Below are 12,182 nucleotides of genomic sequence, written 5' to 3'. Positions count from 1 at the left end.
CGGCAAGAGAAAGGTCCTTCACGTTAACTGACATGCAATGTGGCAATACTTGCATTTAAGGGTACATATAATCAGGTGACTGAAGAAGGTGCACCAGATTATAGCCTAGTGCTGGCAGAGCAGTGTATGGAGGGATCAATTTCTTGATAAATAACAAGTTCTACCGAATTTGCACAGCCATTATTTTGCTGCTGCTCATTGTGTATTTGGGGGATAAGGTTAATTTTATTTTCCGCCCGTTAACATCACTCATACATATCATTATTATTCCGCTGTTAATCGCGGGCTTTTTCTATTATTTGCTTCGGCCGCTCGTTGATTTCATGGAACGACATCGGTTGAAAAGGGCCCTATCTGTTCTAATTATTTATGTTGTGATTGCCCTGCTGATTGCCGGGTTCAGCGTGCTCATATGGCCGTCACTCCGGGAGCAACTGTGGAACTTTATTGAAAATACGCCTGCTTTGATCTCCTCTCTTAGCACACAGCTAAATGAACTGGAGAGAAACGGGTTCCTGTCCAAATACTTGCCGGAGGATTCGGATATTGTTTCTAGATTTTCCGACTTTCTGACACAGGGAATTACACAGGTATCCGATTATTTGTCAGGCTTGTTCTCGGTTGTATCCAATCTGGTCATTATTTTGGCCACGTTTCCGATTATGCTGTATTACATGCTGAAGGAAGGCAGCAAGTTTGGTACCAATCTCACCTTGCTTCTGCCGCGACGATACCGGAAGGACGGAGAAGAGACCGTTCACGAAATTGATGAAGCGCTGAGCAATTTTATTGTAGGGCGGGTTATTGTCAACGTCGCGCTAGGGATCCTCATGTACATTGGTTTTCTCATCCTTGGTTTGCCTTATGCGCTGTTGCTGACGGCTGCATCCATCATCTTGAACTTTATTCCTTATGTGGGTGCGATCCTGGCAGCGATACCTGTCGTGATTGTGGCCTTTATTGAATCTCCATCGATGGCCATTTGGTCACTGATTATTATCGTCGTGGCACAGCAGATCCAGGATAATCTGATATCTCCTTATGTATATGGCAAGCAGTTGGATATCCATCCGCTGACAACCGTTATTCTGTTGCTCGTGGGTGCCGATCTGTGGAACATCTTGGGTATGATCATCGTTATTCCGCTATATATGATCCTGAAAATTATAGTTCGCAGAATCCATTATCGGATTGTCGAAGATAAGACTGAACTTTGAATGGATTGTGAAATACAACACGCTAATGTTTGCCCTTGAATCACATAAGAAAAGCTCATGAGGATAAGCCGCATATCAATGGTGAAGGGTCAGGTAAGCCTGCCCTCACCATTGATATGCGGCTTTGTTTCCATATGTATTGCCCACTTATGTTATATCTGTTATACTTGATATATAACATATAATAAAAAGAAGGTGTACACTTGATTATTCAACTGGATATGCAATCCGAACTTCCCATCTATTCGCAACTTGTTTATCAAATTATCGAAGGCATTGCTAGTGGTGAGCTACAGCTAGGTGAGGCGCTACCTTCGGTTCGGAATTTGGCAGCAGATATTGGTGTTAACCTTCATACGGTCAACAAGGCTTATACCTTACTCAAGCAAGATGGATACATACTAATTCACAGACAAAAGGGTGTTGTAGTAAACCCTGATGGAATGCCTGGTCTAACGGATGATTTTTTGAAAAAGCAGCAAACAGAATTAAGACCGATTATTGCCGAAGCGATATGTCGCGGAATGACCAAAGAGGAACTGTCTGCGGTATTAGACCAAATGTATGATGATGTAAAGATGGGTCACAACAAGGAATAAAAGAATCGAGGAGTGTGTTATGTATGCAACTATTTAGTATATTACCTATCATTTTAATCTTTGCTCCATTAGCCTTACTCCTATCCTTTACACCTTATCTAACAAGGGAAACCATTAGCTTTGGGGTTACGGTAAGTGAATATAATTACTACACACCAATCTTATGTAAGCTACGGAGAAGGTTTGCTACAGTAAGTCTGATCGGAAACGGGATGGTTATACTTGTCTGCCTGTATTTACTCCGATCTGCTAATGAAGAGTCTACCGCAATGATCACCGGTGTTTGCACAATGATATTCATTGTGTACTGGGCAGTACTAAACATGTTATTTCATTTCAAGATGAAAAAGATAAAGGGAACACTTACAACTGTAGAAGCGCCTCAAAGGGTTAAAATCGATACCACCTTCCGCCAAAACAAACTCACCTATTCCAACTATTGGTTTCTCATTCATATTGCTATTATTGTAGCCATTGCGATCATTTCGATCTTGAATTATAAGGCCCTGCCTAACGTCATTCCAATGAAATATGATCTTCAGGGCAATGTCACTTCCAGTGTGCCCAAAACCTACCTTTCGGTACTGGCTATTAACCTTGTACAGCTAGGAATAATTGCACTTATGATGCTGGTGAACTGGAGTATTAAAACAAGCAAACAACAGCTTACACCATCTAATCCTGCCCAATTTACTGCTGATCATATCCGATTCCGCCGTAAGTGGTCCCTATTTACGATCATAACAGGGTTGCTTCTTACCATTTTATTTGCCTTCATTCAGATGAATATGTTCGTCCCTAATCTGGTCTTGTTAACAGGTATTAGCTTCATCATCCCTGTGCTGATCGTGTTAGGCGCTGTATGGCTGTCTCTCACAGGCAGACAAGGCGGTGGGAAAATTCGTAATCATCGAGAGGATCGCGAACGCTCTAAGGAGCAGCCTGTGAATGACGATAATTATTGGAAGCTCGGTTTTATTTACTACAATCCCAATGATCCTTCTCTAACCGTAGAAAAACGATATGGCATAGGCTGGACTATTAACTTCGCTCGCCCATTATCCTGGGTCCTGTTCTTATTCATCATTGCAATTGTGGTTATAAGCATAGTCCTGAGCCAATAAATGATTATTCATCTATGCATTTAATATAAATATTTAGGAGGAATTATTACGATGAACCATTGGAAAAAGCTATTACTTTCTCTTATTTCTGCATGTCTCATCCTGCCAGTGACATCCATCTCAGCAGCTGCTGAAGAACCCGCTGGTAGGGAAAATCTAGTTCCTATTCGCGAGATTGCAGAGAAGCATGGGGCAGAGGTATCTTGGCAACAAAAAACAGGACAAATCACAATAAGTAAATATGAGCTTACGATTGTAGTTAAGGTAGGGGAGAAACAGGCGATGGTGAATGGGCAAGTCATCCGCTTAGACAATCCTGTTCAGTTAACTAAAGGAGTTACCTTTATGGATGTGGGATTTATTACCGAGGCACTGAAAGCAGCACCTGAGGATATATTTATTTCACTTATAAGTGAGGGTGACGGCAAGGAAGCAGCAAAGTATGTTCATACTTCTGTGAGTGGGGTGTTGTCACCCGCGTTGTTGAGTCAGCTGTGGGCGGCATTAGAAGGACAAAATGGCAAAATTACAAGTAAAGCCATAGCTAAACACGTAGAAAATAACTCAGTGCATCGTAATGTCACCTATACTTTTAAGACAGCGCTTACTAGTGTAAATATTACAGTCAGAATGAATGATGACGGACTTGTGGATGACTTGTATATTGCTGCCGCTACTCCAGATGTTTATCAAAAACCAAGTTACGACGACGCATCTGCCTATACAGAACAAGACATTACGGTTGGTCGGGGTGATCTAGCTTTACCAGGGACATTAACTTTGCCCAAGGGAGAGGGACCTTTCCCGGTTGTCATTCTGGTACACGGTTCAGGGGCTAGCAATCAAGATGCTGCCATTGGTGGGGCAAAGCCATTTCGCGATCTAGCGGTAGGTTTAGCTTCACAAGGAGTTGCTGTATTAAGATACGATAAGGTCACATATGAGCATACCTATAAGGTGGCTTCACAGCCTAAATTCACCTTAAAACAAGAAAGCGTAGATCAGGTAACCGATGCAGTAGAATTACTTAAAAAGAATGCACATATTGATTCTACAGCGATTTTTGTAGCTGGACATAGTCAAGGCGGGTTTGCAATACCGTTAATCATTGCTGAGGATAAACAACATGATATTGCAGGAAGCATCCTACTTGCTGCACCAAGCAGTAGCTTTGTGGATGTACTTACCGAGCAGCAGGAGGAATTGGTAGATCGGATGAAGCAGCTTGGTTTAGACACGGAGATCATGAAAGAACAAGCTGATTTTTATAAAAATGTTGCTGCGATAGTGAAAGATCCTAAATATTCTGTAGATCATCTTCCTGAGGCGTTTCCACTTCAACCTGTTTATTGGTGGTTTGAGCAGAGAGATTATGTGCCTGGGGAACTGGCTAAAACACAAAATACCCCCATGCTTATTCTACAAGGCGAAAATGATGTGCAAGTGTCTATGAATCAATTTCAAAACTGGAAAAAGGCTCTTCAAGGTCATTCCAATGTAACGTACAATAGCTATCCAAAGGTAAATCATCTGTTATCCAGCTATGATGGACTTTCGATTGGTCGAGAGTACGCTGAGCCATCTAATGTCTCCAAAGCCATCATCGATGATATTGCGCAGTGGGTATTAAACATTGAGTGATAACATAAGGGATGTGACAAATTGAGCGGGAAATAATAAGAAGAGCACTTACCAATGTTGGCAAGTGCTCTTTGATATTGCTATTATAACCACAGGTGTTTAACTGTGACGATTACGATTTCTTTTCGGATTCATCTTCTGCATATTCAGACATGACAAGTGGTTCTTTAGGTACAACAGCCACCTTGTAGAAACGGTTTTTGTCTTTTTCCAGAAGTACAAACGTCAGGTTTTCAAATTCATACTCATCCTGCTCGTTCATTTCCGGTCGATGGCTGTAGAGCCATCCACCAATGGTATCCCATTCATCGGCATCGAGGTTAGACATAAACATGTCGTTTACCTTCGACAGGGATACCTTGCCATCCATAATGACATAGTTTTCATTGATGATCTGGATATCTTCGACTTCGTCCGCATCGAATTCGTCACGAATTTCCCCGACAATCTGTTCAAGCACATCTTCAATTGTTACGATCCCTGATGTGCCGCCGTATTCATCGACCAGCACGGCGATATGAACGCCATCCTTCTGCATTTTCTTGAGCAGATCCTTAACTGGAGTCGTTTCGTGAACAGCCGATACCGGCTGAATCAGGGAAGACAGATCGACAGGTTCGTCGTTTCCGTATAACTCCAGGAAAAATTGTTTGGTATTGATGATACCGATAATATCGTCTTTGCTCTCATTTACAACCGGAAAACGGGTGTATTGTTCTTGTCGGATAATATCCAGATTTTCCTCGTTCGATCTATTCACATAAAGGCAGACCATATCGGTCCGGGGAACCATGATTTCTTTGGCTAACATCTCATCAAAAGCAAAGATTCGGCTTACATAACCGAACTCGGCTTGGTTGATTTTACCACTTTCAAAACTTTCATTGATAATGATCTGCAACTCTTCTTCAGAGTGCGCTGCTTCATGCTCGGAAGCAGGTTTGATCCCGAACAGTTTCACCAGTTGGTTCGCTGAGCCGTTTAACAGCCAGATAAAAGGATACATAATTCGGTTAAACCAGATGATAGGTGTAGACGTCAGTAGTGCGACAGTCTCGGCTTTGCGGATTGCAATCGTTTTTGGAGCAAGTTCACCAACCACAACATGCAGATACGTGATGGAAGCAAACGCAATAACAAACGATAAGAACGAAGACACCGCCTCAGGAATTTGCATGCTTTCGAACACAGGGTGGAGAATCTTCTCTACCGTTGGTTCACCCAGCCAGCCCAGTCCCAGAGAGGTGATCGTGATTCCAAGCTGGCAGGCGGACAAATAGCCATCCAGATTGGCAACGGCCTGTTTAACAGCCAGCGCACGCTTGTTCCCCTCTGCAATCATTTGGTCGATCCGGCTCGGACGAACCCGTACCAGAGCGAACTCCACTGCAACAAAAAAAGCCGAAAGTCCTATCAAAAATGCAACCATTACTAAATTTAACGCATACCTCTCACTTTCCATTCACTGCTCTTCTCCTTTAGGTAATAAGTTTTTAACGAATATTATATCGAATTTAACGCCAGAAGACCACCTCCTGCGGAGCAAAAGAGGAAGACTATGGAAGGTGAAATGCTCAAAATGGCGGTGTGATGCGGTTTCTCAGACTTGATGAAGAATATGTAGATGCAAACACAGTCAGAATAGACAGCCATTTCAGAAGAAGCAGGCGGGCTGGAAACCTTAAGGTTAGTTTGCGTATGTAAAGTTTTATCTATGCGGACGTTACGAATAGGTCCAACATTGGGTATCTATGATTAGCTATATGCTTTATCGTCAAAGCTGGTGAAGTGAGAGAGAAAGGCAAGATTGTCATCAAGGGGGAAGCCGGATGTTTTGGCTGGTCATTATTTTACTCGTTTTTATTTTCCAGGCAGCCACCATTATCATATTGGAGTTCAGAAATCCGTCCAAAGCGGTGGCCTGGCTGTTTATTTTGTTTTGTGTGCCTCCAATTGGTTTTATCGTGTATTACTTCGTGGCACAAGACTTCAACAAGCGAAAAAAAGTGCGGAAAGCCGGATCCAGAATTTTCAGGGAGATTAAGGAAACGATATGGGAGCAGGCTCATATTGTGAAGGAAGCTGCCGAAATGCCGGACAATCGCTTTATACATCAGCAGCGGCTGTTTAATCTGCTGTCCCACCTGTCGGAGAGCCCTATCACGGGCTGCAACCGAAGCAGAGTGTTAACGAACGGGAAAGAGGCCTTCCCGGCCATGTTGAGGGAAATGGAGAAGGCGAAGCATCATTTGCATGTGGAGTTTTACATTTTTCGTGATGATGCAATCAGTACCAAGTTCCAGGAAGTCATGATTCGCAAGGCACGTGAGGGTGTGAGAGTCCGCTTCATCTGTGACGGCCTTGGCAGCCATAAAATGAGCTTGGGCTTCATCCGAAAGCTCCAGGATGCCGGGGTGGAATTCCATTACTTCCTTCCTCCGCTGATTGCCACCATCGATCGGAGGGTCAATTACCGGAATCATCGGAAAATTATCGTCGTGGATGGAAAGGTTGGATTCGTAGGTGGTATTAATGTGGGGGACGATTACCTTGGAAAAGACCCGAAAATGGGGTTCTGGCGAGATACACATATGCAGCTGGAAGGTGACGCCGTTTATTTTCTGCAAAATACGTTTCTTAATGACTGGAAGCTTGCTTCCGGCGAGCAGATTACCGAAGCACAGCTGAAGGAACTGTTTCCGCCTCATATATGCAGCGGAAACGAAAAAATCCAGATTTTGGCCAGTGGTCCCGATCAGGAGTGGGATGCGATTCAGGAAATGTGTTTTGGGGCCATCTCGGTTGCCTGTGACCGCATTTATATCGCAAGCCCTTATTTTATCCCAGATCCAGCCCTGTACGAAGCGCTTAAGACCGCAGCCGTCAGCGGAGTGGACGTAAAAATCATCATTCCGTATCAGTCTGATTCCCGTCTCGTACATCTGGCTTCCCTCTCATACGTGGAGGAACTGCTCCGGGCAGGGGTGGAGTTTTATCAATACCGAAAAGGGTTCATACACGCCAAGGTCATGATTGTAGATGAATTGCTTGCCACCGTGGGGACAGCCAACATGGATATGCGCAGTTTTTTCTGCAACTTCGAACTGACTGCCGTTCTGTTTGAGTCCTCCTCCATGGATCGATTGGTCGGGGATTTCGAGCGGGATTTGAAGGTGTCCAGCAAGATCGACCTGAAGGCATTCCAGGAGCGTTCACGAGTGCAAAAAGGGGCGGAAATACTTTCTCGCATGCTTTCTCCGCTGCTTTAGCCGTTTTAGGTTCGATTTCTGAAGATAAATTCACTTTTTTTGAATTTATCTTCTTTTTGCTAACTATTTTGCTCAAATTTGATCTTTTATGATATAATAAATATATAAATCATGTCTTGGCGAAGGAGGGGAGTCTGCGGGAAACAGGCTCCCTTTTGCTCTCTTTTCGAAGTGTAAACCGGAATTAAGACATATTTGAATCCATTTCATATTGCCTTTAGTTACTTATAGGAAGGGTACGTATAGAGTTAAGCAAGATCGTTTTCTACTATATGTAGGTTCCCCGTTCGGTATTTAAATGCTTTATGAAATTGATTCACATATCAATCAAACGGGGGGGATACCATGTCCAATGTAACGGTTAAAGAAATAACATCGAAGCCGGATCGGAATGTAAAAAGCTCGGTATTTACGCTGAAGCTCCTGCAACGTATTGTGATGATTCTGATCGGTGCAGCACTGATGGCTGTATCACTTGAAATATTTCTCGTGCCCAATGGCGTAATTGATGGAGGAATCACGGGGATCTCGATTATGGTGTCAGAGCTTACGCATCTGCCGCTGGGGATTTTCCTAACCTTGCTCAACTTGCCGTTTCTGATTTTGGGTTACAAACAAATTGGTAAAACGTTCGCACTGTCCACATTGCTCGGCATTGTGGTCATGTCCATCGGAACTTCATTATTGCACCGTGTTCCTGCCTTGACACCGGGTGAACCGCTGCTCGGAGCTGTTTTCGGCGGATTGATCCTGGGGGTCGGTGTGGGTCTCGTTATCCGGTCCGGGGGATCGCTTGATGGTACGGAGATCGTGGCCATCCTGCTGAGTGAGAAGTCGCCACTGTCTGTGGGACAGATTGTTCTGTTCATTAACGTGTTTATTTTCGCAGGCGCTGGATTTGTATTTGGTTGGCCAAATGCCCTGTATTCGATGATCGCCTACTATATTGCCATGAAGATGATTGATATCGTTAACGAAGGTCTCGATCAGTCCAAATCGGTATGGATCATCAGCGAGAAATACCGGGATATCGGTTCAGCCCTGACAGACCGTCTCGGTCGCGGGGTTACTTTCCTGGATGGGGAAGGCGGATTCAGCGGGGATGAGAAGAAGATTATCTTTGTGGTCATCACTCGTCTGGAAGAAGCGAAGCTGAAGTCTATCGTGGAAGATTGGGACCCGCAAGCCTTTGTGGCGATCGGTAACATTCATGACGTGAAGGGCGGACGTTTTAAGAAAAAAGGTATCCATTAGCGAGTTTTATCCGATATAAAAATGCTTCAAACAAAGAAATAGCCGGGACCCTTGGTTTGAGGGTAGCCGGCTATTTCTTTTTCAGGTGCTGTGTGATCAGCTCAACGGGTTGCGGCTCAACAGTGGCAATGAGATCGCCTACCTGCTGGAGCCGTTCCACGATATTCATCAGATGATAATCCTTAACCGACACATTGTTCCGAACTTCATCCCAAGTGAGCGGAGTAGATACGGTACCTCCGGGTTTGGCTCGAGGTGTGTAAGGAGCTGCGAGGGTTTTGCCGCCATAATGCTGCAGGTAATCAAAATAAATGCGGTCTCCGCGGTCTTTTTTGAGCCGCTCCAGTGTAAACAGGTCAGGATGCTTCTGTGTGACATATTTGCCCACAAAATGACCAATATCCCGCAGTTCATCAAAAGTGACGCCCTGACGGATGGGAACGATGATCTGTATCCCCGTAGCACCGGAGGTTTTGGGTACAGACCGGAGGCCGAGGGAAGTCAGCGTTTCCCCTACTATCAAAGCAGCCTGCATAATGCGTGGCTCCTCTTCGAGAGAGGGGTCCAAGTCAATCATCCACTCACAAGGCAGATGGCTGCCTACGGCATGTAAAGAGGGGTGGAACTCCAGGGCGGCAAGGTTGCCAAGCCACAGCAACTCCGGGAGACCGTCCATAACCACATAGCGGATACCTTCGTGGATTTCCGTACGCACAAAATCGGGAAGGGGTTCAGGAGCATTTTTTTGATAAAAAAATTCACCGCCCGCACCATGCGGATATCGGATGGTTGTCAGGAGCCGATTTCTGGTGTACGTCAGCAGAAATGGTGCAATAGCGGCCAGCTTCTGCAAGTAGATGGCTTTGGTTACCCCTGCCTCAGGCCACAGCAGTTTGTCCGGATTAGTTACGGTAAGCTCTGTGCCCTCTATGGTAATGGTGCCTTTGATCGTACGTGGCATAGGAGCACCTCCTTCTCATGAGATAACGAAATGAAATATAACGTGACCACTACACCTTGATGGTGAGTTGGCTGGCAAGACAGTCTTCACGGGACACTTCCGCGAATGCTTGTATGCTCGGGTGACGCAGGGTGCGATGCTGGGTCAGTTCCATGTATTGCACTTTGACTCCGATTTGGGGCTTGATCCACGTCGTTTCTGAGCTTCGTTCGGGCACGTTATGGAACGGCCTCTCCTCTTGAATCAAAGGTTCAACTTGCTCGGTTAGCTTACGCCAGGTGGCTGAGTTCAGCTTGCCGGTGCCGACATGACCAATATAGACAAAATGAGGCCCATCATATACTCCAACAGCAATGGCGTTAACGATGCCGCTCCGATAGGTGACCCCGCCAATCATGGCGTAGAGATCATGCATAATTTTAACTTTCTGCCAGCGCTGATCCTTGCCGTTGATGGCATAGGTACTTGTAAGGTCTTACTGACGTATCTACATAAAAGTTATGGACATTAATCGTGTAAATTTATATCTTTTCTTGTTTTATGAGGGTAACAAGGATTAATAAATACATGTACATAAATAATGCGTTGTACATAAAGGCATGAATTATGTACACTCATTTACTTGTGTATCTGATTTATTGTGCATTCATTTTTATCAACATCAATAATAGTTTGAATACTTGGGTGTCTCATTGAACCCCCTGGAGTAAACTCAAGATACTCTACCTTCACGGTTAGCTCTGGCTTCACCCAAAAAACATCTTTGGATTTCTCTGGATCATTTGAAAATGGACATTTTGTTGAAACAATCTTATTCGTCTGTTCAGTGAGGAATGCCCAATCATGACGCGTTAATTTCCCTGTACCTGCACTACCGATATAAATAAAGTCATCTTTATCGGTATACAGACCTAATAAAAGTGAATTAACAATGTGATTAGTTCGTGTTACCCCACCTACCACTGCAAATAAATCATTTACAATCTTATGTTTTCTCCATCGATCATCTTTACCATTTATTCTGTATTTACTGGAGATGTCTTTATAAACTACACCCTCCATTTGATATTGACCCATAAGATTAAAAAGAGCTGGTCCATCGCTGAAGTTTTGTGCAATTTGTATATTATTTCTGGGTACGATAATTTCATCAAGCAGTTGTTGTCTATATTCTAATGATTTATCAGTAACCCAGGTGCCGTTGTAAAACAAGATGTCAAAGATCATATATGTCACAGGTGTTATGTTTAAGGAATGCCTTATACTTTGTTTTTGTTTCAAACGATCCCTTTTCATAACTTCATGAAAGGAAGGCCTAGTGTTGTCAAAGGCAATGACCTCTCCATCAAGAATGACAGAATCAGCTTTACAGAAGGAGTTAGTGTCAAGTAACTCAGGATACTGCACTGTACGTTCATTCAATCTTCGATTGAATAATCGAGATTCATTTCCATCACAATAGTGTAAAATTCTTACCCCATCCCATTTTACTTGGGCTACCCAATTGGCTCCTGATGGAGGGTTCTGCATCCTGGTTGGTTCAAATGGAATGACCGGATCTAGTTCCATAACTTATCCCGCCTCCTTATATTCTTAAATTTCATTATTTCCATTTTCAGAAATTTTAGTTTGTGCATTGTTATGAAACAAAAGAAGTTAGTCGTATTAGTCAGAAGAACCTCTACTGGCTATTCTGGCTGTTCGAAAAGAGGAATCTTGCCCGTTCAGCTTTTGTGTGATATTTGAAGGAATCCCGTGGCCCAGTTACTACACATGGTTGAAGCGAAACAGAGTACCAGGGAGATTGAATGCGAAACTTACAGAGGTTATGCTCCTAAAGTGTGAAAAGATGTAGCGGAAGCATTGGTATCGATCGTCATCAACGCGACGAGTATATCGTCTGATGAAGCTGCGAGGCATCTAATCTGTAAACCCGAAGCAAGAGGAATAAGACGTAGGCTCTAAGCCGCAGCAGGATACAGAGAGTCCTAGTGGGCCTTTGAAGAGTTTTGAAAAGACATTGATCTACATACACTTTTACAATTACGAACGGTCACAGGCAAAACTAAGCGGCCTCAGTCCCCATGAATTCAGGACCAAGGCCGCTTAACCATCTT

General features: G+C 43.9%; 11 protein-coding genes. 7 read left to right on the top strand and 4 right to left on the bottom strand.

Going from position 1 to position 12,182, the window contains the following annotated elements; all coding sequences use genetic code 11:
- Positions 1-143: 143 nt before the first annotated feature.
- From ABGV42_RS14970 to ABGV42_RS14955, 4 genes are all read left to right on the top strand, one after another.
- Positions 144-1,217, top strand: coding sequence for an AI-2E family transporter (locus tag ABGV42_RS14970; protein ID WP_347382338.1), 1,074 nt, complete (start codon positions 144-146; stop codon positions 1,215-1,217).
- 203 nt (positions 1,218-1,420) lie between these two features.
- Positions 1,421-1,816, top strand: a complete 396-nt coding sequence (locus ABGV42_RS14965; RefSeq protein WP_347382337.1) for a GntR family transcriptional regulator — start codon at positions 1,421-1,423, stop codon at positions 1,814-1,816.
- Positions 1,817-2,106: 290 nt separating this feature from the next.
- Positions 2,107-2,940 carry a DUF1648 domain-containing protein gene (locus ABGV42_RS14960; protein ID WP_347382336.1) on the top strand — a complete coding sequence of 278 codons (834 nt, stop codon included), beginning with the start codon at positions 2,107-2,109 and terminating at the stop codon, positions 2,938-2,940.
- A gap of 51 nt (positions 2,941-2,991) precedes the next feature.
- A complete protein-coding gene (locus ABGV42_RS14955) occupies positions 2,992-4,581 on the top strand; it encodes an alpha/beta hydrolase family protein (RefSeq protein ID WP_347382335.1) in 1,590 nt (529 codons plus the stop codon).
- A gap of 112 nt (positions 4,582-4,693) precedes the next feature.
- On the opposite strand, the gene ABGV42_RS14950 is transcribed toward ABGV42_RS14955, so the two are convergent.
- Positions 4,694-6,043 (bottom strand): hemolysin family protein, encoded by a 1,350-nt coding sequence (locus tag ABGV42_RS14950; RefSeq protein WP_347382334.1) that lies wholly within the window; start codon positions 6,041-6,043, stop codon positions 4,694-4,696.
- Between the two features lie 367 nt (positions 6,044-6,410).
- Here ABGV42_RS14950 and cls point away from each other — a divergent pair, with 367 nt between their 5' ends.
- Together cls and ABGV42_RS14940 are read left to right on the top strand one after the other, a co-directional pair.
- On the top strand, positions 6,411-7,850 hold the full coding sequence (cls, locus tag ABGV42_RS14945) for a cardiolipin synthase (protein ID WP_347382333.1): 1,440 nt from the start codon (positions 6,411-6,413) through the stop codon (positions 7,848-7,850).
- 345 nt (positions 7,851-8,195) lie between these two features.
- Positions 8,196-9,104 (top strand): YitT family protein, encoded by a 909-nt coding sequence (locus ABGV42_RS14940; RefSeq protein WP_347382332.1) that lies wholly within the window; start codon positions 8,196-8,198, stop codon positions 9,102-9,104.
- A 70-nt stretch (positions 9,105-9,174) separates the two neighbouring features.
- Here ABGV42_RS14940 and ligD read toward each other — a convergent pair whose 3' ends face one another.
- The 3 genes from ligD to ABGV42_RS14925 all read right to left on the bottom strand — a co-directional run bounded on the left by ligD (position 9,175) and on the right by ABGV42_RS14925 (position 11,634).
- Entirely contained in the window at positions 9,175-10,065 is an 891-nt protein-coding gene (gene ligD, locus ABGV42_RS14935; RefSeq protein WP_347382331.1) for a non-homologous end-joining DNA ligase, read from the bottom strand.
- A 49-nt stretch (positions 10,066-10,114) separates the two neighbouring features.
- On the bottom strand, positions 10,115-10,480 hold the full coding sequence (locus ABGV42_RS14930) for a hypothetical protein (protein ID WP_347382330.1): 366 nt from the start codon (positions 10,478-10,480) through the stop codon (positions 10,115-10,117).
- A gap of 203 nt (positions 10,481-10,683) precedes the next feature.
- Positions 10,684-11,634 carry a DNA ligase gene (locus ABGV42_RS14925; RefSeq protein WP_347382329.1) on the bottom strand — a complete coding sequence of 317 codons (951 nt, stop codon included), beginning with the start codon at positions 11,632-11,634 and terminating at the stop codon, positions 10,684-10,686.
- Positions 11,635-12,064: 430 nt separating this feature from the next.
- On the opposite strand from ABGV42_RS14925, the gene ABGV42_RS14920 reads away from it, so the two are divergent.
- Positions 12,065-12,175, top strand: coding sequence for an IS3 family transposase (locus ABGV42_RS14920; RefSeq protein ID WP_431523620.1), 111 nt, complete (start codon positions 12,065-12,067; stop codon positions 12,173-12,175).
- Positions 12,176-12,182: the final 7 nt, after the last annotated feature.

Origin of the sequence: Paenibacillus pabuli (assembly GCF_039831995.1) — a bacterium.
Classification (GTDB): domain Bacteria; phylum Bacillota; class Bacilli; order Paenibacillales; family Paenibacillaceae; genus Paenibacillus; species Paenibacillus pabuli_C.
Note: the sequence above shows the minus strand (reverse complement) of the source record. Positions and strands in the feature narration are given on the sequence as shown.

Bases quoted from the DNA above. Each gene is read 5' to 3' on its own strand.
- ABGV42_RS14960 (WP_347382336.1), top strand. From the start codon at position 2,107: ATGATATTCATTGTGTACTGGGCAGTACTAAACATGTTATTTCATTTC.
- ABGV42_RS14955 (WP_347382335.1), top strand. From the start codon at position 2,992: ATGAACCATTGGAAAAAGCTATTACTTTCTCTTATTTCTGCATGTCTC.
- ABGV42_RS14950 (WP_347382334.1), bottom strand. From the start codon at position 6,043: ATGGAAAGTGAGAGGTATGCGTTAAATTTAGTAATGGTTGCATTTTTG.
- cls (WP_347382333.1), top strand. From the start codon at position 6,411: ATGTTTTGGCTGGTCATTATTTTACTCGTTTTTATTTTCCAGGCAGCC.
- ABGV42_RS14940 (WP_347382332.1), top strand. From the start codon at position 8,196: ATGTCCAATGTAACGGTTAAAGAAATAACATCGAAGCCGGATCGGAAT.
- ligD (WP_347382331.1), bottom strand. From the start codon at position 10,065: ATGCCACGTACGATCAAAGGCACCATTACCATAGAGGGCACAGAGCTT.
- ABGV42_RS14930 (WP_347382330.1), bottom strand. From the start codon at position 10,480: ATGCATGATCTCTACGCCATGATTGGCGGGGTCACCTATCGGAGCGGC.
- ABGV42_RS14925 (WP_347382329.1), bottom strand. From the start codon at position 11,634: ATGGAACTAGATCCGGTCATTCCATTTGAACCAACCAGGATGCAGAAC.